Raw genomic sequence first — 20,560 nt, forward strand, 5'->3', positions numbered from 1 at the left:
CGGGGGTAGTTCACCGGTTCCCGCTGCCGCTGAGGGGGGACGAACTCGGCCCCGAACCGCCGTCGCTCACGCCCGCAGGCTCGATCGCATCCACGCGGCAGAACTCGAACCGCGCGCCGCCCTCCCGGCCCTCCGTCACCGAGACGGTCCACCCGTGCGCCTCGGCGATTCGCTCGACGATGGCGAGCCCGAAGCCCGTCCCGTCCTTCGCGGTGGTGTGTCCAGCATCGAAGACGGCGTCTCGCTGGTCGGGGTCGATCCCGGGCCCGTCGTCAGCGACGTAGAACCCCTCGCGCGTCCGCCCGACCCGGACGCGGACCGCGGCCTCGTCGGGGTCCGAGGGAGTGCCGTCGGCCTGCGACCCCGCTCCCGAGGCGAACGTCCTCGGCGCGCCGCGCTCGTCTGGGTCCGACTCGTCGCCGCCGGTGCCGGCCGAGCCGGGTTCGTCCGGGGTCCCGTGTTCGATCGCGTTGCGGAAGAGGTTCTCGAGCGCCTGTCGGAGTCGGTCCGCGTCCGACCGGATCGTCGGGAGCGGTGCGTCGACGACGAGCGCGGCGTCGGCCGGTCGGCCCGTCGTCCGCCACGCGCTCTCGACGACCGACCGCAGGTCGGTCGGCTCGGTCGCCTGAACCGTTTTCCCCTCGCGCGCCAGCGTCAGGACGTCGCCGATGAGGTGGTCCATGCGGTCGAGGGCGTCGAGGGCGCGGTCCAGCTGCTCCGTCGACGCGTCGCCGTCGAGGTCGTCGGCCAGTTCGATGTTTCCGACCGCGACGGAGAGGGGGTTCCGGAGGTCGTGGCTCACGACGCTCGCGAACTCCTCCAGCCGCTCGCGCTGTCGTTCCAGCCGTTTGCGACGCTCGACGCGCTCGTCGGCGGGGAAGAGGTACCCCGCCACGTCGCCGCGTTCGGTCGCCCGGCCACGCTCGTGGACCCACTGCGGCTCACTGTCGGACGCGACGCGGTACACCACGTCGACGGGGTCGGTCTCGAGCGCCTCCCGGAGACGGTCGCGGTCCTCGTCGGCCACGCAGTCGAGCCAACCGCCGTCCGGCCGCTCCGGGGCGTGGACCCGCGGATCGTCTCCCGCCTCGATCACGAACCGAGAGGGGTCCCCCTCGGGTCGGCGGTAGGCGATCCCGGGCCGTCGCTTCATCGGTCGTGACACGTGTCAACCAGATTACTCGGTCCACATAAACATTACTCAACTATCACTTGTCATACACTGAGATCAAGTCAAAATAACACGAAAAAATCGATCGCGGAAGCGGAACCGCCGAGAGACCTTTGTCGCGTCCGCCGATTGATCGCCGTATGCGCGCTGCGATCCTTCGAGACCACGGGGAGCCGCTCGCGGTTCGCGAGCTTCCCGACCCCGAACCGCAGCCCGACGGCGCCGTCGTCCGCGTGGAGGCCTGCGGCGTCTGCCGCAGCGACTGGCACGCGTGGGCCGGTCACGGGGAGTGGGCGGACGACCGCGTCCCGCGCGGCCAAGTGCTCGGCCACGAGCCGGCCGGCGAGGTCGTCGCGGTCGGCGACGAGGTCGACCGGTTCCGCCCGGGCGACCGCGTGGTCGTCCCCTTCTCGCTCGGCGACGGGACGTGCCCCCACTGCCGCCGCGGGGCCGGCAACGTCTGCGAGGACGGCCGCGCGCTGGGGTTCGAGGCCGCCGCCCCGGGCGCGTTCGCGGAGCGAGTGGCGGTGCCGGCCGCCGACTACAACCTCGTCGGGCGCCCCGCCTGGCTCGGCGCGACCGCGGCCGCGGCGCTCGGCTGTCGGTACATGACGGCGTACCACGCGCTCGCCGAGCGCGCGAACGTCAGCGGCGGCGACGCGGTCGCCGTCCACGGCTGCGGGGGCGTCGGCCTCTCCGCGGTCCAGATCGCTGCGGCGCTCGGCGCGCGCGTGATCGCGGTCGACATCGACGACGCGGCCCTCTCGCTCGCTCGCGAGCTCGGCGCCGACGAGAGCGTGAGTCCGGGGTCGCTGCCGGAGGAAAGTTCGGTCCCCGAGCAAATCCGCGACCTCACCGACGGCGGCGCCGACGTCTCGCTCGACGCTCTGGGGATCGCCGAGACCTGTCGGAACTCCGTCCGGTCGCTGCGTCCCCGAGGCATCCACGTCCAAGTCGGGCTCACGACGGACGCCGAACGCGGCGAGGTGTCGCTCCCGACCGACTGGATGACCCGGTGGGAGATCTCGTTCCTCGGCTCGCGCGGGATGCCGCCGACGAGCTACCCGGACCTGTTCGCGCTGATCGAGTCGACGGGGATCGACCCCGGCGCCCTGGTCGCTCGCGAACTGTCACTGCCGGAGGTGTCGGGCCGGCTCGCGGCGATGGACGAGTACGAGGTGGCGGGCGTGGAGGTCGTTACCGAGTTCTGAGCGCGGCCTACAGCAGTCGCGAGAGGAACTGTTGACCGCGGTCCGTCGACGGCTCGTCGAAGAAGGACCGCGTCTCGGTCCGCTCAACGACTCGGCCGTCGGCCATCAAGACGATCCGGTCGCCGACCTCGCGGGCGAAGCCCATCTCGTGGGTGACGAGGACCATCGTCATCCCGTCGGCCGCGAGTCCCTCGATCACGTCGAGCACCTCGCCGACGAGCTCGGGGTCCAACGCGCTCGTCACCTCGTCGAACAGCATCACCCGCGGCTCCATCGCGAGCGCGCGGGCGATGGCGACGCGCTGCTGCTGGCCGCCCGAGAGCGCGCCCGGGTGCGACTCGGCCTGATCGGCGAGCCCGACCCGGTCGAGGAGGTCGGACGCGGCCCGCTTCGCCTCGCCCTCCGGCTCGCCTTTCACCTTCTCCGGGGCGAGCGCGACGTTCTCCAGCGCGGTCTTGTGCGGGAAGAGGTTGAACGACTGGAACACCATCCCGATCTGCTGTCGGATCTCGTTGACGTCCGTCTCGATCACGGACCGGCCGTCGAGCCGGATATCGCCGCCCTGAATCTCCTCTAACCGGTTCGCACACCGGAGCAGCGTCGACTTCCCGGACCCGGACGGTCCGATGACGACGACGACCTCTCCCTCGTCGACGTCGACGTCGACGTCGTACAGCACCTGCGTGTCGCCGAATGACTTGTCGACGCCGTCAAACTCGACGAGCGGACCGGTCACGCCTCCTCACCCCCGTCGTCGTCGCCGGAGCCGAGCCCCGACAGCCGACCGAACATCCGGCTGTCGGACCCCCAGTCCGACCGGCGCTCCAGTCCGTTGACGAGCTGGCTCATCGACATCGTGATCGCGAGGTAGAGCACGCACACCCACACGAGCGGGGTCCACGGGTCCAGTTGGTTGCTGTTGATGTTTCGGAACACGCTCATGATCTCCGGGACAGCGATGACGGTCAGCAGCGAGGTGTCCTTCACGAGAATGATCTGGTCGTTGCCGATGGCCGCGAGCGCGTTGCGCCACGCCTGCGGGAGGACGACCTGCCGCAGCGCCATCACGCGGGACATCCCGAGCGACCGGGCCGCCTCCATCTGGCCGTTCGGGACGGCGTCGATCCCGCCGCGGATCGCCTCGCCGACGTACGCGCCGTGGTTCAGCGTGAGCCCGATGATCGCGGCCGGGATCGCCCAGTCCGTGAAGGGGAACTCGCCGGTGGCCCAGAGCCGCGGCACGCCGAAGTAGATGACGAACAGCTGGAACAGCAGGGGCGTGCCGCGGAAGAACTCGACGTACCCCTTCGCGATCCGTCCGGTGACGTTCGATGTCGAGATCCGGCCGAGCCCCACGAGGACGCCGAGCGACACGGAGAGGAGACTCGAGATCACGACGATCTGGATGACGAGGAAGAACGCCTCCGCGAACCGCCGCGCGATGAGCGGCGAGGCGAGCAGGCTGTAGTCGACCTGCGTCGAAAGGATCCAGGCCAACAGTCCCCCGATGGCCAGCACGAACCCCCCGGCGGCCACCTCGCCGACCCGCTTCACCAGCCGGTCGCGCATCAGTACGCCGCCGCCGCTCGACTCCGATTCTGTCTGTGTTGCCATGTGATATCAGGTAGAGACGGCGAGGTCCGGAGACTCAGCCGTCGAAGTACTCGTTGTAGATCTCCTCGTACGTCCCGTTCTCGCGGATCGTCGCGAGGGCCCCGTTGACCTCCTCTCGGAAGTCGTCGTCGTCCTGCCGGAACGCGATCCCGTACTCCTCGATCGTCAGCGTGAGGTACGGCGGCGCGTCGTCGCGGTCGGCCGCGACCCCGTCTCCCTCGAGGAAGACGACCTCCTCGTTCTCCGCGGCGAACGAGGCGCTCACGGTGTTGTCGTTGATGACCGCGTCCACCTGATTGTTGAGCAGCGCGTCGAACGCGCCGTTGATCTGGTCGTAGCTCTCGATCTGGAGGTCGCCGCCGAACTCCTCTTGGAGGTCCTCGGCGGCGGCCTCGCCGGTCGTCCCGCGCTGGACGCCGACGGACGTGCCCTGGAGGTCCTCGCGGGAGCCGATGTCGCTGCCCTCCAAGAGGAGGACGGTCTGGTACGCGGTGAAGTACGGGTCCGAGAAGTCGACCCGCTCGGCGCGCGACTCGTTGATCGTCATCGCGCTCATGATGACGCGGAAGTTCGCGTTGTTCAGCGACGCGATGATCCCGTCGAAGGAGGTCTCCTGGAACTCGTAGTCCATGTCGAGCTGCTCGCCGAACACGGCCTCGGCGATCTCGACGTCGAATCCGATGAGGTCGCCCGCCTCGTTGCGGTACTCGAAGGGCGCGTATGGGATGTCGGAGCCGATGGTGATCGTCTCACCGCCCCCGCCGCCGCCGCCGATACAGCCGGCGGTGGCCGCCAGTCCGCTCGCGCCGACCGCGGTCAGGTACTGTCGCCGGTTCACAGAACGGGTTTCGTCCATACACCGTTTCTCGGTTGATCACGATTTCAACGTTTCGGCCGCGAGATAGCAATATTTGCCGAACTGCGGGGGTTCGACAGGGTCGTTCAGGAGAGACGCCGCTCCGTTCGGGGGCGCGACCCGACGGCGAGCGGCCCGATCAGTCGCCGCCGATCGGGACGCTCCCGTCGCGCATCTCGTCGGCGCCGCGGAGGGTCCACGCCGCGCCCGCGGCGAGCGCGACGGCGACGGCCAAGACGGCGAGGTTGATCTGCTGCCACGTCGCGGTGTACAACACGAGGTCCCGGCCGAGCAGCAGCGTGCCCACGAGCGCGGCCAACGACCCGGCCGCCAACGCGCGAACGGTGTTGGCCGTCCCGGCGTCGAGCTCGTCGTACCCGCCCCGGACCGCCTCCGTCGCGTACGCGACGGCCGCGACGAGCCCGAGGTGTCCGGCGAGCCCGGTGATGTAGAAGGCGGCCTGCGCGGGCGGCGCGTAGGTGAGGAACGGGACCGCCCGCGAGAAGACCGCGCTGGCGACGATACCGGCGACGGCGATTCCCGCGGCCGCCCGGAGCAGTCGCGCGTTCCCGCGCCCGCCGCCCCAGATCGTCGCCAGCCCGAGCAGCGTGAAGATGATCAGCGCCACGGACAGGTGCGCCGCGTGCGTGGATACCGTGTACCCGCCCGGGATGAGCCCGCTGAGGGTGACGGTGATCGCGCCGACGGTGATCTGGAGCGGTAAGATAGCGACCGCCAGCGTCGCCGCCAGCTTGGTCCGGCGCTCGAACCCGGACCCGAGCCACGTCCACCCGGCGACGCCGATGATGAGGAAGCCGGTGACCATCGCCCACGCCCGGTGGAACCACTCGATGAAGTCGGGGTTGATCGTGAGCGCCGGGATGAGCTGGTCGGAACACAGCGGCCACTGGGCCTGACACGCCAGCCCGGAGCCGGTCGCCGCGGTGTAGACGCCGAGCGAGAAGAGGACGAGCGTCATCCCCGTCGTCGCCGCCGCGTATCGCCTGAACGTTAGCCACGCGGGCCGAAGACTCATTAGCCGATTTCGGGCGCGCGCGCACTTAGACCGTTCGGCCGCTCCTCGCGATCGAGAAGGGCGCACGGGTCGACAGGCGGCGACGGACGGTCGAGGCGGTCGAGCGTCCCCCGGTACGCGACCGCTACCCGGACAGCTCTCGCTTCGCCCGCCGCGCCCGCTCGGACATTTCTTCGTTGCCGTCGACGTCCGCGAGCGTCTCGATCGCCTCCAGCTTCCGGACGGAGTTGTCGAGGAACGAGAGCACGTCGCCGGTGTACGCGTACACCATGTAATCGTCGGTCATCACGTCGACGATGGCCTGCGGGCCGAGCCCCTCGGCGCGCAGTTCGAGGACATAGCGCATGAACTTCTCCTCGGGGCAGCCGCAGTACGGGTTCGAATCGCAGTCGCAGTCGAGGAAGTCCTCGGCGAAGTCGAGGACGCGGTCGCGGGTCGTCTCGTCGAGCTTCGAGAGGCCGTCGCCGGTGAACAGCAGGTCGAGGGTGGCGCCGGCGAACGCCCCCTTCGGGATGTTCGCCTCCAGCTGGGAGGCGAGCTGCCGGTGGTTCTTCACGTAGATCTTGTCGGTAAAGGCCACAGTTAGCGATTTGTACGCCCGCAGCCCTCAAAAGCGACGCGGTGATCGGGAGACCGTCGGCGGTTCGAACGACATCGCGTCACACGCCCGTCCGGGAGTCGTAACCGTTATTTATCGAAGCGGGGTACTTGACGACGCGTGTCCGGGTTAGGGTAGTGGACTATCCTTCAGCCTTGTGGAGGCTGAGACGCGGGTTCGATTCTCGCACCCGGACCTTTTCCGACGAACGGAGTGAGGAGCGAAAAGTCCGGAAGGCGAGATTGAATCATGCGAGACGAGCGGAGCGCGTCTCGCCCGGGTTCGATTCTCGCACCCGGACCTTCTCGCGGTGAGCGGTATCGCGAGCCGCGAGGCTCCGTAGCGAATTGAAGCGGTGATCGAGGCGCCGGTCAGAACTCGATCCGCTCGCCGTCTTCCGGGATCAGCACGTCCGCCGTCTCCGCCCGGAGTTCCTCGCGCGAGAGCAGGCAGTGGTTGATCGCCTCCATGTGGACCACGGCGACCGGAGCGTCGGTGGCCTCGCGCACGGCCGCGACGTCCTCGACGCCCATCGTGATCGGTTCGCCGTGGTTGAACCGCGCCGCGCCGCCGTTGAGCACGACGGCGTCGGGGTCGAACTCCGCCAGCGTCTCCGCGACCGGGTCGTACCAGACCGTGTCGCCGGCGAGGTACAGCGTCTCGTCGCCGTCAAGCAGGAACCCGGAGACCGGACCCATCTGCTCGGCAAGTTCCCCGTGTCCGTGACGGCCCGGGGTTCGGCGGAGCGCGACGCCGTCGAACGACGCCGTCTCCTCGACCGGTCGCACGTCGGTGAAGCCGTCCTCGACGAACGCGTCCGCCTCCGCGGGCTGACAGAACAGCGGCACGTCGGCGTCGAGTCGCTCCGCGGCCGCGTCGTCGAAGTGATCCGGGTGGCGGTGGGTGACGATCACCGCGTCGTGCGACAGGTCGACGTCGGGAAGCGGGACGAGCGGGTTGCGCCGGTCGTTCGGGGTGTTGTCGATCGGCGGAAGCGTGCCTTCGGACGCGAACAGCGGATCGACGAGGAACGTCGTCCCGTCCACGGTCGCGAGCGCCGTGGCGTTGCGGACGAGAGTGACGGCGGGGCCGGCGCCGCGGGTGTTCGACATGTCGGGCCTTCGGCGCGCGAGGGGTTGTGCGTTGCGGCGCCGCTGTCGAGCGTCGGAATGTCGCCCGCGACACTAACGACCGGTCTCATCTCCGGCGGCGTGCCGCGTCGACCGGGAAACCCTCGTGGCGGGCGGTCGCCTGCGCGGCGACGGGCGGGTCGCGTTCGCGACCGGTGTCACGCGCCTGGGTTCTCCGCGCTGTCATCGCTCCCATCGGGGAGTACTCGGGCGGGGACTAGGGGCGCGCACGTTCGGATAGCCGTCGCGCGCGGTTAAACGGTCGGGTGAGAGGCTCACGACTTCCGGCCGGATGCCGAAGGAGAGCGAGCGGGCCGTCTCGTGGGTGACGCTCGCCAGCGTGGCGGCGGACAGGGTCGGGACGAGCGAGAACCCGTCGAACTTGGGCGTGCTTCGAACGCACCTGACGCCCAGAACGGAACGTTCCTGCCGGATCGGCGAATATCTCCCGGACCGCGCCGGTCGGCGACGGTTCGTTGGGAACGCGCCGCGGTCGCCGACGCATCATAGTCGGACCGACCGTCAGGCCGAATCGCCGGCCGCGTTCGGCGGTATCGACGGCTATCCGAACGCACTTACGTCCCTGTCACGGACCCACGCGCAATGTCAGTACGAGTCGGCATCCTCGGTGCCACCGGCGCGGTCGGCCAGCGGTTCATCCAGTTGCTCGACGACCACCCGACCTTCGAGCTCGCCGCGGTCACCGCGAGCGCGGAGAGCGCGGGCAAGACCTACCGCGAGGCGGCCAAGTGGCGCGTCGACACCCCGATTCCGGAGGGCGTCGCCGAGATGGAGGTCGCCGAGACGAGCCCCGCCGGGGTCGCGGACGACGACGTCGACCTCCTCTTTTCCTCGCTCCCGTCGGGCGTCGCGGCCGAGGTCGAGCCCGAGTTCCTCGATGCCGGATACGTCGTCTCCTCGAACTCCTCGAACGACCGCATGGCGGCGGACGTCCCGCTCACGATCCCCGAGATCAACCCCGACCACCTCGGGCTCATCGAGGTCCAGCGCGACGAGCGGGGCTGGGACGGCGCCCTCGTGAAGAACCCGAACTGCTCGACGATCACGATGGTGCCGACGCTCGCGGCGATCGACGAGTTCGGCCTCGAAAGCGTCCGGGTCTCGACGCTTCAGGCGGTCTCCGGCGCCGGCTACTCCGGCGTCACTTCGATGGAGATCCTCGACAACGCCATCCCCCACATCGGCGGCGAGGAGGACAAGATGGAGACGGAGTCGCGCAAGCTGCTCGGCGAGTTCGACGGCGCCGAGGTCTCCCTCCACGACGCCGACGTGGCCGCCTCGTGTAACCGGATCCCCACGCTCGACGGCCACCTGGAGAACGTCTTCGCCGAGTTCGCCGAGGACCCCGCGCCGGCGGACCTCCGCGAGGCGATGCGCTCGTTCGAGGGCGTCGGCGACCTCCCAAGCTCGCCCGAACAGCTCATCAAGGTGTTCGGCGACGACGAGCCCGAGCGTCCGCAGCCCCGCCTCGACCGCACGTACGCCGACGGGATGGGAATCGTCGCCGGCGGCGTCCAGACCACCGACGCCGGCGCGAAGTACAACTGCCTCGCACACAACACGATCCGCGGCGCGGCGGGCGCCTCGCTGCTCAACGGCGAGCTGCTCGTCGAGGAAGGGTACGTCTAAGCGCGCCGGCCGCCGACCGATAACCACTTTATTCTCCGCGTTCCGTCGGCCGACGCCATGGCAGAGCCATCCGCGAAACGGTCCGTCCGCCGGGGCGTCGCGGTCCTCCTCCTCCCGGTGTCCGGGGCGACGACGCTCCCCGCGTTCGTCGAGGCCGCGCTCCCCGGCGTGTCGAGTGTGGTCGGTGTCGTCCTCTTCGTCGCCGCGGTCGCGTACCTCGTCGGCAGCGTCAGTAGACAGGTGGCCGCGGCGGCCGACACGCCGCTGTGATCGGTCCCGGACGGGCACCGGACGGCACCGAATACTCCGGGGGGCCACGAGACCGCGCCGACCGAAGCGTTCAACAGCCCGTCGCGAATGTCCCCGCACATGGTCGACAGGAACGTCGTCCGCCGGGGGTACGACGAACTCGCGACGGCGTACGCGGCCGACCGCGTCGAGGACAGCCGCGGACGAGCGGTCCTCGACCGCTTCCGTGAGTCGCTGCCGCCGGACGCGCGGGTCCTCGACGCCGGCTGCGGGCAGGGCACGCCCGTGCTCCGAGCGCTGAACGACTCCGGGACCGCCGTCGGAGCGGACATCTCGCGCACCCAACTGGCGCTGGCCGCCGAGAACGTCCCCGGAGCGCCGCTCGCGCAGGGTGACCTCGTCGCGCTCCCGTTCCGCGACGGCGCCTTCGACGCGGTGACGGCGTACCACTCGCTAATCCACGTTCCGGAGGGGCGTCACCAGGCCGTCGTCGACGAGTTCGCCCGCGTCCTCGGCGACGGGGGACGGCTCCTCTGTTCCGAGGGACCGGAGCCGTGGAACGGCGAGAACCCGGACTGGCTCGACACCGGCGTCGAGATGCAGTGGCACATCGCGGGCGCGGAGGCGACTCGGCGGCAGCTCCGGAACGCCGGCTTCGTAATCGAGCGGGAATCGACCGTCGACGACTCGCTCGCCGACGGCGAGGACGCGCGCTGGACGTTCTTCGCCGCGCGGCTCACCGAGTGAGCAGCCGAGCCCTCGTTACTTCCCTTCGAACTCGGGTTCGCCGTCGCCCATGAACGCCGTGACGCCCTCGATGAGGTCGTCGGTGTTCATGACGTGGCCGAAGCCCATCGCCTCGACTTCGAGGCCGGCCTCGTTGTCGGTGCGGCCGGCGTGGATGGCGCGCTTCGTGTACTTCTGGGCGATCGGCGGGCCGCCCGCGAGCTGCTCGGCCAGCTCCTGCGCCCGGTCGTCGAGCTCGTCGCCCGGCACGACCTCGTTGACGAAGCCGTAGTCGGCCATCGTCTCGGCGTCGTAGCGGTCGGCGGTGAGGATGATCTCCTTCGCGCGCCCCTCGCCGACGACGCGCGCGAGCCGCTGCGTGCCGCCCCAACCCGGGAGCAGGCCGAGGTCGAGTTCGGGCTGGCCGAGCTCGGAGCGCTCGGAGGCGATCCGCATGTCTGCCGCGGTCGCGAGCTCCATCCCGCCGCCGAGGCAGTAGCCGTCGATGGCGGCGATGACGGGCTTGTCCGACTCCTCGAGCTTGCCGAACGTCTGTTGACCCTGCCGCGAGAGCTCGACGGCGTGGATCGGGTCCGCGCCGCCCGCGGCCATACTCTGGACGTCCGCGCCGGCGGAGAAGGCGCGGTCGCCCGCGCCGGAGAGGAGGATCGCCCGCACGTCGTCGTCGCCGTCGAGCAGGTCGATCGCGTCGGCGAGCTCGTCGAGCACGTCGCCGCTGATCGTGTTCATCCGGTGCGGGCGGTCGATCTCGACGTGCCCGACCCGCGCGTCGGCGTCAACGTCGACGTTCAGCACGTCGAACGCCGGGCCGCTCTCCGCGTCGCCGTCGGCTCCGTCGCCGCGGAAGCCGCCCGACTCGGCCGCCTCGCGCAGGTAGTCGGTCGCCTCGTAGCGCTCCTCGCCGGTCTCCTCCGCGAGGGCGTCGAGCGTCTCGACCAGCGCGTCGAGCCCCTCTTCGTCAGCGAGCTTTGCCGGGCCGTCGGGGAAGCCCGCGCCGAGCTTGACCGCCTCGTCGATGTCGTCGGCGTCGGCCACGTCGTTGCCGATCAGGCCGGCCGTCTCGTTGGCCATCACCGCGAGCAGGCGGCGGCGCACGTCGTCGTCGAGCGCGTCGCTCGGGATCTGCGCGCCGTCGCCGTCCTCGTAGTCGTAGAATCCCTTGCCGGTCTTCTTGCCGAGGTCCTCCGCCTCGACCTTCTCGCCGAGCAGCGGGCAGGGGCGGTAGGCGTCGCCGAGGACCTCGTACATGTACTCCAGCACGTGGTAGCCCACGTCGATGCCGACCTGGTCGGCGAGCTCGAACGACCCCATCGGGAGGCCCATGTCGAACTTCGTCGTGGAGTCGACCGCCTCCATCGTCGCGTCGCCGGACTCGACGATCCACGCCGCCTCGTTCATCAGGGGGACGAGGATGCGGTTGACGATGAACCCGGGGCTGTCCTTCCGGACCCGGACGGGCGTCTTCCCCATCGACTCGGCGAGCCCCTCGATCAGGTCGAGCGTCTCCTCGCTCGAGTGCTCCCCGGAGATGACCTCGACCAAGTCCATCCGCACCGGCGGGTTGAAGAAGTGCATCCCGCAGAAGCGCTCGGGGCGGTCCGTCACCTCCGACAGCTCGGTGATAGAGAGGCTGGAGGTGTTGGTGGCGAAGACGGCCTCGTCGGGCGCGTACTCGACCACGTCGTCGTACACGTCCTTCTTGATGGCCATCTTCTCGGGGACGACCTCGACGACGACGTCGGCGCCGTCGAGCGCGTCCTCGAGGTCGACGAACGCGTCGACGCGGTCGAGCGCGGCGTCCGCCTCGTCGTCGCCGATTCGGTCCTTCTCCGCGAGCTTGCCGAGCGACCACTCGATCTGGTCGTACCCGTTCTGGACGAGCTCATCGTTGATGTCGCGGAGCGACACGTCGTAGCCGGCGAGAGCGGCCACTTCAGCGATACCGTGGCCCATGTTCCCGGCGCCGAGCACCGTCACGCGCTGGACGTCTTCGAGCTGCATACCTGAGAGTCGGAACCGTCATGGTTGAACGTTTTCATCTTCCAAACGTAAAACAAACTGTAAGTTTATTCGGGTGGGTCGGCGGCGGCTCGACGCGGGGTGCGAGGGACTGAGACGAGCACGAACGGTCGACGCGGGGTGTGAGGGACTGAGACGAGCACGAGCGCTCGACGCGGGGTGTGAGAGGCCGCGCGGACCGGTCCGGAACCGAACGTACTCCTCCGTGCGGTCCCTCGCTTCGGTATGGACGACCGCGTCGACGGAACGATCGACCCGGCCGCGGACGCTGACGGGCCAGCGGCGAAGAGTGGCGGTCCGGCCGCGGACGTAGACGACCCGGTGATCGAGGTCCTCCGCGAGGACCCGACGATGGCGACGCTCGTCGACCGACACGGGCCCCTCGACGTCGCGCCCGCGGACGACGAGTTCGCGCGGCTCTGTACCTCGATCGTGAACCAGCAGCTCTCGACCGCCTCTGCGGCGGCCATCCACGAGCGGTTCGTGGAAGTCGTGGGCGGCGACCCGACCCCGGAGCGCGTCCTCGCGGCCGACGAGGCGGCCCTGCGCGAGGCCGGGCTCAGCGGCACGAAGGTCGACTACCTGCGCAACGCCGCCGCCGCGTTTCGCGACGACGAGCGCGACCTCACGCGCGAGGAGTTGGCGGGCGTAAGCGACGAGGCGGTCGTCGACCGGCTCACCGAGATCACGGGCGTCGGCGAGTGGACCGCGAGGATGTACCTCGTCTTCGCGCTCGGGCGCGAGGACGTGCTCCCGCTCGGCGACCTGGCGGTTCGGAAAGGGATCGAGCTGGTGTACAACGGTGGGGAATCGCTGTCGCGCGCGGAGATGCGCGAGATCGCCGAGGCGTGGCGCCCGTACCGGAGCTACGGGACGCGATACATCTGGGCCGAGTACGAGTCCTGACCGCGCTCTCGTCGAGGAACGACGGGCCGAGCTATCGGGTCCGGGTCGACTGCTCCGGTTCGGGCTCGGGGTCGCCGGCCGGGGCTCGGTCACCGCTCGCCGCGTCCTCGCGGTACAGCCGGAGGATCTCTTCTAAGAGGACCGCGTGCCGATCACCGGGGACGTACTGGTGGTCGATGAAGTCCTCGGCGTCGCTGAACTTCTCCCGGAGCGCGAGCTTCCGCACGAACGCGACGGACTCGAAGAACGGGGGGCCGTCGGTCTCCTCGTCCGCGCCCAGCGTCCGGTCCGCGTCCGGGATCACCTCGGACTCGATCGCCTCGTAGTCGATCGTCTCCGGGTTGTACTCGTCGAGGGTCCGGGAGAGCACGTAGTCGGCCGAGAAGCGGTAGAACTCCGACTTGCTCTCGAACTGCCCCTCGTCGACGAGCGATTCGATCTCCTCGACCACCGACTCGGGAAACCGGACCGTGCTCTTCACCATGTGTCGTGTCCTCGACAGCCTCGGTCTTATACTTTTGTCAGACGCGCGTGAGCCAGATTTCGGCGGCGCCGGACGGGTCTACTCCTCCTCTTCGAGGATTTCGCCCGCCTCGTCGCGCTCGGCCTCGTCTCTGTCGGCGCGCCGCCGCACGTCGACCCGGTAGTCGGTGAGGATGTCGCGGCCGAGCAGCAGCGGGTACTCCATGTGCTCGCGGTCCTCGACGCTCGCGGTGACGGTGTGCTGGTTGCCGCCGATACCGATGACGAGGTCGACGACCGGCCGGGCCTTCCCGCCCTTCACGCTGCCCGACTTGACCCGGGTCATGCTCTTGATCGGACCCGCACCGATCTCGGCGGCCAACTGGGTGTCGATGCTCGTCCGGGTCGCGCCCGTGTCCGACTTCGCGAGCGCCTGCGTCGAGCCGGAGGTGCCCGTGACGACGACCTCCTCGATGTAGCCGATGTCGGGCTGCTCGGAGGGGGTCGGCTTCGGCGCGGGCGCGCAGGACGGCCGCGAGTCGTCGAGGGTCGCGGCGACGCGCTCGACCGCCTCGTCCTCGACCTCGCCGCCGACCGTCTCGATCGCCAGCTTCGCGATGTGCGGGGCCGGGCTGGTGCCGGTCGCCTCGAACAGCCCCTTGAACCCGGCCGTGGGGTTCACTTCGAGGACGTACCAGCCGTCGTACCCCTCGACGAGGTCGACGCCGGCGTAGTCGAGCCCCATCACCTCGGCCGCGTAGAGGGCGGTGTCGGCGGCCTCCTGCGGCATGTCGTCGGTGGCGTCCTCCACCGCGCCGCCCAGCGCGACGTTGGTGCGCCAGTCGCCCTCGGGCGCGTAGCGGTACATCGACCCGACGATCTCGTCGCCGACGACGTACACCCGCAGGTCGCGGTGCTTCTCGTCGTCGCGGTCGATGAGCCGCTGGAGGAACGCCTGCCGGTTGCCGACCTTCGGGTTCACGCGCTCGGTCAGGTCGACCTTCCACGTCCCGCCGCCGTGGGTGCCGATCGCGGTCTTATACACGCCCACGTCGCCGAACCGCTCGCGGCCCTCGTTGAGGCGGTCGTTCGACAGCGCGAGCAGCGCGTCGGGCACGCGGATGTTCCAGTCGGCGAGCGTCGCCGCCGTCGCGAACTTGTGGATCGACGCCAGCACCGCGTTCGGCTCGTTCAGCATCGGCCGGATGCGCTCGAACGTCGCCGCCAACCCGAGCAGCTCCGCGGGCTGGTCGGTGTTCGATAAGAGCAGGCGGTTCGCGATCACGTCGACCGCGGGCTCGACCGCCACCTCGCCGTCCTCGACGCTCACCGCGGCGTTCTCCTCGCGGAGCCACACCGGCTCGTGGCCGAGATCCTCGACGGCGTTACAGATCGCCTTCGTCTCCTTGCTGTTGTGCAGCGACAACACTCCCACCCGAACCGAGTCCGAACTCATACCTCTCACTGCGCGGGCCGACGTAAAAGACGCCCCGATCGTTTCGGCCGGACGAGATCCGGAGTCTCCGGGTCGCCATATATATACCCGACGCCGCGCTCCGGTCTGCCATGAGCGAGGACCGGGCGTTCACGTACAACGGCGGGGCGGTGCCGCCCGGCGAAACGCAGAACATCCGCTACGGCATCAGCGAGACGTACCTCGGCGACCCCGTCCGTATCCCGGTCACGATCGTCAACGGGGAGCGCGACGGGCCGACCGCCTTCCTGACCGCGGCCGCCCACGGCGACGAACTCAACGGAATCGAGGTCGTCCGCGAGGTCGCCCACGAGTGGGACCTCTCGGCGCTTTCGGGCACGCTCGTCTGTCTCCCCGTCCTCAACGTGCCCGGCTTCCTCGCCCAGCAGCGATACCTCCCCGTCTACGACCGCGACCTGAACCGGTCGTTCCCCGGGAAGCCCGGGTCGACCAGCTCGAAGCGGATGGCCCACCGGATCTACGAGAACTTCATCGCGCCGTGCGACTTCGGGCTCGACTTCCACACCTCCACCCGCGGCCGGACGAACATGCTCCACGTCCGCGCGGACATGACCGACGAGTCGGTGTACCGGCTCGCGATGGCGTTCGGCTCGAAGGTGATCATCGACAGCGACGGGCCGAGCGGCACGCTCCGCGGCGAGGCGACCGACGCCGACATCCCCACGATCACGATCGAGATGGGGGAGGCCCACCGGTTCCAGCGCCCGCTCATCGACGACGCGCTCGACGGCGTCAAATCCGTCTTCGCGGAGTACGGACTCCTGGAGACCGACACGGTTCGCTGGCCCGGCTGGCGCACCGTTGTCGCCGGGGCGGGCGAGAAGACGTGGCTGCGCGCCGACTCCGGCGGCATCGTCGACACCCACTTCGAGAGCGGCTCGCTCGTCCGCGAGGGCGAGCGCATCGCGACGATCACCAACCCGTTCAAGGAGGACGCGGTCGCGGTGGAGGCCCCGTTCACCGGGCTCCTGATCGGCCTGCTGGAGAACCCGGTCGTCTACCCCGGGAACCCCCTGTGTCACCTCGTCGAGATCGGTGAGTCGACCCGTCGGGCGATCGAGGCCGGCAGCGCGCCGAAGCCCGTCGGTCAACCGACGCCGACGGCCGGGAAGTGAGGTCGCCCTCTGTGGTCGACGGGTCGCGCTCTGGGTTCGTACGTCGCCGTCGTGGCCGTGACACCGACCCGTCACCCCTCGCCGAGCCGCTCCCGTAGCCCGACCGCGGCCCCGGCGACGACCGCGAGGAAGCCGCCGAGGAACGCCACCGGCTGGAGGACGACCCGCTGGGCGACGACGGCGCCCGGCTCGCGCTCGACGGTCCGGGTCCAGAACTCGTACCGCTCGCCGTCGAGCTCGACGATCAGCAGTCCGTCGCCGAGCGTCGGGTCGGTCGGGTACGACAGCGAGTCGACGCGCTCGTCGGGGCTCTCGACGCCGAACGCGCCCTCGGGGGCGTCGCGGGCGCGGTCGAACGCCGCGCGGGCGGCGGGGTCGAGGTCGGCGTACGCGACGACGGCGTTCGAGTCGTCGAGACCTTCGTCGGTCGGAGCGTCGAGACCCACCGACGACCCGGCGGTCACCGACCGAACAGTGTGGGTGTAGGCCGGGTCGGCCTCGCCGACCGAGACCGGGAGGAACAGCGGGTTCGCCATCAGGAGGACGCCGAGCGCGACGAGCGCGGCGGCCGCGAGCGGGGCGCGCATACGCCGCCTTCGGCGGGCCGGGAGTTGAGCCTTTCCGAGCCGCGCGGCCGCCCGCAGCCGAACAGCTCCGCCATCGGCCGAGACGTGGCGCCGGGCCTCAGATCAGCCCGAGCGCCGTGAGGATCTGGTTGCCGAAGATCATCGCGATCAGTCCGGTCAGCATGACGAGGCCGGACGAGACCGTGATCGTCCGCACCGCGGCGTGCCGGTCGCTGATCGGGACCCGGCTGATCACCGCCTCGGCGACCATCCGGAGGATGCGGCCGCCGTCGAGCGGGAACGCCGGCAGGCAGTTGAACAGCGCCAGCTGGATGTTGATCCACCCCGACCAGAACAGGAGGTTCGCGAGCAGGAACGTCCCGCCGCCGAGCACCGCGAGCGGCCCCTCGACAACGAAAAAGTTGGTCAGGTCGCCGGTGAACCCCGCGAAGTTGAACGGGAGCCCGAACAGGCTGCCGAGCGGCAGGATGAGCGCGACGAACACCAAGCCGAGCGGCGAGTCGGTGACCCCGCCGAGCGGGACGCCGCCGGCGGTCCCCTCGCCCCCGTCGCCGCCGAGCAGTTCGAGGTACGCGCCGGCGGGGTACTCGGTGACGCCCACGTCGTCGAGCGCGAGCCCGCTCGTCCCGGGGAAGACGCTGACGCCGACGAAGCCGCCGTCGCGGTTCGGGTGGGCGTCGAGTTCGACCTCGTACGTGTCGCGTTCGCCGTCAGCGTCGTAGACGGTGACGGGGACGGTCTCCCCCGGCTCGCGCTCGCCGAGGACCGCGGAGAGCGCCCCGTTGTCGACGACGCGCTCGCCGTCGACCGAGACGATCGTCAGCGGCTCGCCGAGGGCGGCGCCCGCGTCGTGAATCGGCCCGTCCTCCTGAACGCCGACGACGTACGCGCCGATCGACACGTCCGGGACGGTGACTGCGGCCTCGCCGTCGGCCGTTTCGACGCCCGAGGCGTCCTCGGCGCCGGGCGCGTCGCGGACCTGGTCGACGACGGTCGCGTTGCCGGTCACCGTCAGCGCGGCGCGCTCGTCGTCGCCGACCGCGGCGAAGAGGTCCGACTCGGTCGCGACCGGCTCGCCGTTCACCGCCGCGATCGTCACCGGTGCGCCCTCGATCCTCACGCCGAGGGGGTTGCCGCCGGCGGACCCGACCACCTGTAGCTCGCGGTCGACCCGCACCGTCTCCCGCGCGTCGCCGTCGTCGACTGTGAGCGCAACCGAGTCGCCGGCGTCGGCGATCGCCGACTCGAACTCGGCGCTCGTCTCGATCGGCGTTCCGGCGACCTCGACGACCCGGTCGCCCTGCGAGATGTCGGCCGCGGCCGCCGGGGAGCCGGGGTTGACCTCGCCGACCGCGTAGCCCGCCGCGGGCGAGATGGCGCCGACCACGGGGCCGAAGAGGAGCGCGAAGACGACGATCGTGAGGACGGTGTTCGCGGTGACGCCGGCAGCGAACATCCGTGCGCGCGCGCCGCGAGACGCATCCTGCGTCGCCTCCTCGTCCGGTTCGACGAACGCGCCCACCGGGAGCAGCGCGAAGAAGACGAGTCCCATCGAGTCGATGTCGATGCCCTCGACCCGGCAGAGGAGCCCGTGTGCCCCCTCGTGGATCACCATCGCGGCTCCGAGCCCGGCGACGATCTCCGGCGCGACCGACAGGGGAAGGAAGTCGTTGACGCCGGGGATGATGAGGAAGTTCTGCGGCTGCTGGATCGCGGCGGGCTGTGCGTTCGTGAACGCCGACATCGCCGACGAGAGGATGAGCACGAACGACGCCACCATCGCCACTAAGGCCCCGCCGAGGCCGAGGTTGGCGACCGCGCGCCAGAACCGCTTCGGCGCCGCCAGTCGGCCGAGGAAGGCGCGCCCGCGGAGGGTCCGGAGCGTCAACACCGGTCCGGAGATCCTGACCGCGTCCGGGAGGATCCCCTCGTTCCGCAGCCACATCGCGACCGCGGAGTACGCGAGGACCCCCGTCAGCACCCAGAACAACGTGTTCATTACCACGCCGTTGGGCTCGCCCGCTCGTAAGGGGTTCGGTTCCCGGAACCCTCGGCCGCACCGCGCGCACCGATACGGCCCGCCGCGGCCGTCGGGGAGGACTGATACGCGTCCGGTGCGTGCGTCGGACCGATGGCCGACGCCGACCGGTCCCACGCCGCAGACGCACAGCCCGCGCGCCGACGGCCCGATCCCGTCGAGTCGGACGCCGCCGAACGCTCGCTCGCGCCCCTCATGGGCGCGGCGTACGTTACCGCCGGGGTCGCCCACTTCCTGATCCCGGATCGGTTCGCGGAGGCGATCCCGCCGTCGTTCCCCCGGCCCGTCGGGCTGGTGTACCTCTCCGGGATCGCCGAGATACTCCTCGGGGTCGGCGTCGCGATACCGCGGACGCGGCGCCCGTCCGCGTGGGGGATCGTCGCCCTCCTCCTCGCCGTGTTTCCGGCGAACGTCCACCTCGCCCGGCGCGACACCCTCGACGACCTCCTCCCGGACCGACTCGTCGCTCCGGCGCGGCTCGCGGCGCTGGCCCGCCTGCCGTTTCAGGGCGTCCTGATCGCCTGGGCGCTGCGGTACGCGCGCGACGACGACTCGTCGGAGCCGTGTTCGGAGGCGTAGTTCCGGAGCGATCGAGGTCCCGCCGCGAACTCAACACCCAAGTACCCCCCGGTACAAGCGTGACTCATGATGGCGCTCATCGACTTCGTCTCCCGGCTGGTCGGCGACGTCGGGCGGTTCGTCGACATCTTCCTGAACGACCTCATCCTCGGCGCCGGCGACCCGCTGTCGGCGCTGCTCGTCCTCGTCGGACAGGTCCTGATTATCGCTTCCGTCGGCGCGCTGGGCTACGCCGCCGTCGGCGCGCTGCTCGGTGAGATCGGCGTGAACCTGCCCTCGCTCGGCGGACGCGGGCGCTCGGAGTAGTCGGCGGCGCCGGTCGCCGACCTCGTCGCGCCCAGACCGTCCTCAGTCGTCGTCAGCACCGATCGCCGACCGCGTCCTCAGTCGTCGTCAGCACCGATCGCCGACCGCGTCCTCAGTCGTCGTCGGCGCCCGTCGCCGACCGCACCTCGGCGCCGGCCCCCGGACCGTCGACGGTTTCGTCACCGTCGCCCCCGTCGGGAACCTCGAACTCGTTCAGCCGCGCCAACAGGTCGTCGGACCGGTCCGAGAGCGTGTGGACCCGGCCGGTCACCTCGGAGACGGTCGCGGTCTGCTCCTCGGCCGCGGCCGCGACGGTCTCCGCCTCGGTCGCGGTCTGTCGGCTCACAGAGGCGACGCCGTCGACCATGTCGACGACCTCCTGCGTGGTGCGCGCCTGGTCGTCGGTCGCGTCGCTGATCTCTTGGACCGTCTCGTCGACGCTCGTCACGTCCTCGACGACGCCCTCGAACTCCCGCAGCGTCGACTCGATCGTCTCGACCCCCTCGGCTACCTGGGCCTCCATCGCCTCGGCGTCGGCGGCGGTCTCCGCCGACGCGGTCTGGACCTCCTCGATCCGCCCGGAGATCTCCCCCGCCGACTCGCGCGTCTCCTCGGCGAGCGCCTTCACCTCGTCGGCGACGACCGCGAACCCGTCGCCGGAGCCGTCGGCGCGCGCCGCCTCGATGGCGGCGTTCCGCGCGAGCAGGTTGGCCTCCTCCGCGATCCCGTCTATCCCGGCCGCGATCTCGTCGATCTCGCCGACCCGGCCCGCGCGGCCCCTGCCCGCCGCC

At 70.4% G+C, this 20,560-nt stretch carries 21 protein-coding genes and 1 tRNA gene; 9 read left to right on the forward strand and 13 right to left on the reverse strand.

Going from position 1 to position 20,560, the window contains the following annotated elements; all coding sequences use genetic code 11:
* Positions 1–10: 10 nt before the first annotated feature.
* A complete protein-coding gene (locus B9G49_RS05830) occupies positions 11–1,165 on the reverse strand; it encodes a HAMP domain-containing sensor histidine kinase (RefSeq protein ID WP_049930720.1) in 1,155 nt (384 codons plus the stop codon).
* Between the two features lie 146 nt (positions 1,166–1,311).
* Here B9G49_RS05830 and B9G49_RS05835 point away from each other — a divergent pair, with 146 nt between their 5' ends.
* Positions 1,312–2,382 carry a zinc-dependent alcohol dehydrogenase family protein gene (locus tag B9G49_RS05835; protein ID WP_086215740.1) on the forward strand — a complete coding sequence of 357 codons (1,071 nt, stop codon included), beginning with the start codon at positions 1,312–1,314 and terminating at the stop codon, positions 2,380–2,382.
* Between the two features lie 7 nt (positions 2,383–2,389).
* Here B9G49_RS05835 and B9G49_RS05840 read toward each other — a convergent pair whose 3' ends face one another.
* The 5 genes from B9G49_RS05840 to B9G49_RS05860 all read right to left on the reverse strand — a co-directional run bounded on the left by B9G49_RS05840 (position 2,390) and on the right by B9G49_RS05860 (position 6,468).
* Positions 2,390–3,118 carry an amino acid ABC transporter ATP-binding protein gene (locus tag B9G49_RS05840; RefSeq protein WP_086215741.1) on the reverse strand — a complete coding sequence of 243 codons (729 nt, stop codon included), beginning with the start codon at positions 3,116–3,118 and terminating at the stop codon, positions 2,390–2,392.
* Positions 3,115–3,951 (reverse strand): amino acid ABC transporter permease, encoded by an 837-nt coding sequence (locus B9G49_RS05845; RefSeq protein ID WP_049930713.1) that lies wholly within the window; start codon positions 3,949–3,951, stop codon positions 3,115–3,117. Before B9G49_RS05845 ends, B9G49_RS05840 begins: the two co-directional genes overlap by 4 nt.
* A 79-nt stretch (positions 3,952–4,030) precedes the next feature.
* Complete coding sequence (locus tag B9G49_RS05850) at positions 4,031–4,852, reverse strand: basic amino acid ABC transporter substrate-binding protein (RefSeq protein WP_086215742.1); 822 nt, start codon at positions 4,850–4,852, stop codon at positions 4,031–4,033.
* A gap of 139 nt (positions 4,853–4,991) precedes the next feature.
* Positions 4,992–5,888 (reverse strand): COX15/CtaA family protein, encoded by an 897-nt coding sequence (locus B9G49_RS05855; RefSeq protein ID WP_222104438.1) that lies wholly within the window; start codon positions 5,886–5,888, stop codon positions 4,992–4,994.
* Positions 5,889–6,012: 124 nt separating this feature from the next.
* A complete protein-coding gene (locus B9G49_RS05860) occupies positions 6,013–6,468 on the reverse strand; it encodes a DUF5814 domain-containing protein (RefSeq protein WP_086215744.1) in 456 nt (151 codons plus the stop codon).
* A gap of 141 nt (positions 6,469–6,609) precedes the next feature.
* Between B9G49_RS05860 and B9G49_RS05865 the strand changes: the two genes are divergently transcribed.
* Positions 6,610–6,682 (forward strand) — tRNA-His (locus B9G49_RS05865).
* A 175-nt stretch (positions 6,683–6,857) separates the two neighbouring features.
* On the opposite strand, the gene B9G49_RS05870 is transcribed toward B9G49_RS05865, so the two are convergent.
* Positions 6,858–7,598: an MBL fold metallo-hydrolase gene (locus B9G49_RS05870; protein WP_086215745.1), complete on the reverse strand. Its 741-nt coding sequence runs from the start codon at positions 7,596–7,598 to the stop codon at positions 6,858–6,860.
* 621 nt (positions 7,599–8,219) lie between these two features.
* Here B9G49_RS05870 and asd point away from each other — a divergent pair.
* The 3 genes from asd (at position 8,220) to B9G49_RS05885 (ending at position 10,262) form a co-directional block, all read left to right on the forward strand.
* Complete coding sequence (asd, locus tag B9G49_RS05875) at positions 8,220–9,266, forward strand: aspartate-semialdehyde dehydrogenase (protein WP_086215746.1); 1,047 nt, start codon at positions 8,220–8,222, stop codon at positions 9,264–9,266.
* A gap of 57 nt (positions 9,267–9,323) precedes the next feature.
* Positions 9,324–9,536: a hypothetical protein gene (locus B9G49_RS05880; RefSeq protein WP_049931540.1), complete on the forward strand. Its 213-nt coding sequence runs from the start codon at positions 9,324–9,326 to the stop codon at positions 9,534–9,536.
* 99 nt (positions 9,537–9,635) lie between these two features.
* Positions 9,636–10,262, forward strand: coding sequence for a class I SAM-dependent methyltransferase (locus B9G49_RS05885; protein ID WP_086215747.1), 627 nt, complete (start codon positions 9,636–9,638; stop codon positions 10,260–10,262).
* Between the two features lie 15 nt (positions 10,263–10,277).
* On the opposite strand, the gene B9G49_RS05890 is transcribed toward B9G49_RS05885, so the two are convergent.
* Complete coding sequence (locus B9G49_RS05890) at positions 10,278–12,263, reverse strand: 3-hydroxyacyl-CoA dehydrogenase/enoyl-CoA hydratase family protein (RefSeq protein ID WP_086215748.1); 1,986 nt, start codon at positions 12,261–12,263, stop codon at positions 10,278–10,280.
* A 369-nt stretch (positions 12,264–12,632) separates the two neighbouring features.
* Here B9G49_RS05890 and B9G49_RS05895 point away from each other — a divergent pair, with 369 nt between their 5' ends.
* Positions 12,633–13,187 carry a DNA-3-methyladenine glycosylase gene (locus tag B9G49_RS05895; protein WP_049931703.1) on the forward strand — a complete coding sequence of 185 codons (555 nt, stop codon included), beginning with the start codon at positions 12,633–12,635 and terminating at the stop codon, positions 13,185–13,187.
* 31 nt (positions 13,188–13,218) lie between these two features.
* Here the strand turns inward: B9G49_RS05895 and B9G49_RS05900 are convergent, their stop codons facing one another.
* Entirely contained in the window at positions 13,219–13,671 is a 453-nt protein-coding gene (locus B9G49_RS05900) for a hypothetical protein (protein WP_086215750.1), read from the reverse strand.
* A gap of 78 nt (positions 13,672–13,749) precedes the next feature.
* Positions 13,750–15,105, reverse strand: a complete 1,356-nt coding sequence (locus B9G49_RS05905; RefSeq protein WP_176450716.1) for a RimK/LysX family protein — start codon at positions 15,103–15,105, stop codon at positions 13,750–13,752.
* Positions 15,106–15,215: 110 nt separating this feature from the next.
* Here B9G49_RS05905 and B9G49_RS05910 point away from each other — a divergent pair, with 110 nt between their 5' ends.
* Positions 15,216–16,259 carry a succinylglutamate desuccinylase/aspartoacylase family protein gene (locus B9G49_RS05910; RefSeq protein WP_086215751.1) on the forward strand — a complete coding sequence of 348 codons (1,044 nt, stop codon included), beginning with the start codon at positions 15,216–15,218 and terminating at the stop codon, positions 16,257–16,259.
* A gap of 71 nt (positions 16,260–16,330) precedes the next feature.
* Here the strand turns inward: B9G49_RS05910 and B9G49_RS05915 are convergent, their stop codons facing one another.
* Together B9G49_RS05915 and B9G49_RS05920 are read right to left on the reverse strand one after the other, a co-directional pair.
* Positions 16,331–16,846: a hypothetical protein gene (locus B9G49_RS05915; protein ID WP_049931545.1), complete on the reverse strand. Its 516-nt coding sequence runs from the start codon at positions 16,844–16,846 to the stop codon at positions 16,331–16,333.
* A 97-nt stretch (positions 16,847–16,943) separates the two neighbouring features.
* Positions 16,944–18,845 carry a site-2 protease family protein gene (locus B9G49_RS05920; RefSeq protein WP_086215752.1) on the reverse strand — a complete coding sequence of 634 codons (1,902 nt, stop codon included), beginning with the start codon at positions 18,843–18,845 and terminating at the stop codon, positions 16,944–16,946.
* Positions 18,846–18,977: 132 nt separating this feature from the next.
* Between B9G49_RS05920 and B9G49_RS05925 the strand changes: the two genes are divergently transcribed.
* Together B9G49_RS05925 and B9G49_RS05930 are read left to right on the forward strand one after the other, a co-directional pair.
* Positions 18,978–19,463, forward strand: a complete 486-nt coding sequence (locus B9G49_RS05925; RefSeq protein ID WP_086215753.1) for a DoxX family membrane protein — start codon at positions 18,978–18,980, stop codon at positions 19,461–19,463.
* A gap of 66 nt (positions 19,464–19,529) precedes the next feature.
* Positions 19,530–19,769, forward strand: a complete 240-nt coding sequence (locus B9G49_RS05930) for a hypothetical protein (RefSeq protein ID WP_049931548.1) — start codon at positions 19,530–19,532, stop codon at positions 19,767–19,769.
* 112 nt (positions 19,770–19,881) lie between these two features.
* Here the strand turns inward: B9G49_RS05930 and B9G49_RS05935 are convergent.
* On the reverse strand, positions 19,882–20,560 hold a 679-nt coding region (locus B9G49_RS05935; protein ID WP_233125169.1), incomplete at its 5' end, for a methyl-accepting chemotaxis protein.

It is taken from the genome of Halorubrum sp. SD683 (assembly GCF_002135045.1).
GTDB lineage: Archaea > Halobacteriota > Halobacteria > Halobacteriales > Haloferacaceae > Halorubrum > Halorubrum ezzemoulense.

Bases quoted from the DNA above. Each gene is read 5' to 3' on its own strand.
- B9G49_RS05835 (WP_086215740.1), top strand. From the start codon at position 1,312: ATGCGCGCTGCGATCCTTCGAGACCACGGGGAGCCGCTCGCGGTTCGC.
- B9G49_RS05845 (WP_049930713.1), bottom strand. From the start codon at position 3,951: ATGCGCGACCGGCTGGTGAAGCGGGTCGGCGAGGTGGCCGCCGGGGGG.
- B9G49_RS05850 (WP_086215742.1), bottom strand. From the start codon at position 4,852: ATGGACGAAACCCGTTCTGTGAACCGGCGACAGTACCTGACCGCGGTC.
- B9G49_RS05855 (WP_222104438.1), bottom strand. From the start codon at position 5,888: ATGAGTCTTCGGCCCGCGTGGCTAACGTTCAGGCGATACGCGGCGGCG.
- B9G49_RS05870 (WP_086215745.1), bottom strand. From the start codon at position 7,598: ATGTCGAACACCCGCGGCGCCGGCCCCGCCGTCACTCTCGTCCGCAAC.
- asd (WP_086215746.1), top strand. From the start codon at position 8,220: ATGTCAGTACGAGTCGGCATCCTCGGTGCCACCGGCGCGGTCGGCCAG.
- B9G49_RS05880 (WP_049931540.1), top strand. From the start codon at position 9,324: ATGGCAGAGCCATCCGCGAAACGGTCCGTCCGCCGGGGCGTCGCGGTC.
- B9G49_RS05885 (WP_086215747.1), top strand. From the start codon at position 9,636: ATGGTCGACAGGAACGTCGTCCGCCGGGGGTACGACGAACTCGCGACG.
- B9G49_RS05890 (WP_086215748.1), bottom strand. From the start codon at position 12,263: ATGCAGCTCGAAGACGTCCAGCGCGTGACGGTGCTCGGCGCCGGGAAC.
- B9G49_RS05895 (WP_049931703.1), top strand. From the start codon at position 12,633: ATGGCGACGCTCGTCGACCGACACGGGCCCCTCGACGTCGCGCCCGCG.
- B9G49_RS05900 (WP_086215750.1), bottom strand. From the start codon at position 13,671: ATGGTGAAGAGCACGGTCCGGTTTCCCGAGTCGGTGGTCGAGGAGATC.
- B9G49_RS05905 (WP_176450716.1), bottom strand. From the start codon at position 15,105: ATGAGTTCGGACTCGGTTCGGGTGGGAGTGTTGTCGCTGCACAACAGC.
- B9G49_RS05910 (WP_086215751.1), top strand. From the start codon at position 15,216: ATGAGCGAGGACCGGGCGTTCACGTACAACGGCGGGGCGGTGCCGCCC.
- B9G49_RS05915 (WP_049931545.1), bottom strand. From the start codon at position 16,846: ATGCGCGCCCCGCTCGCGGCCGCCGCGCTCGTCGCGCTCGGCGTCCTC.
- B9G49_RS05920 (WP_086215752.1), bottom strand. From the start codon at position 18,845: ATGAACACGTTGTTCTGGGTGCTGACGGGGGTCCTCGCGTACTCCGCG.
- B9G49_RS05925 (WP_086215753.1), top strand. From the start codon at position 18,978: ATGGCCGACGCCGACCGGTCCCACGCCGCAGACGCACAGCCCGCGCGC.
- B9G49_RS05930 (WP_049931548.1), top strand. From the start codon at position 19,530: ATGATGGCGCTCATCGACTTCGTCTCCCGGCTGGTCGGCGACGTCGGG.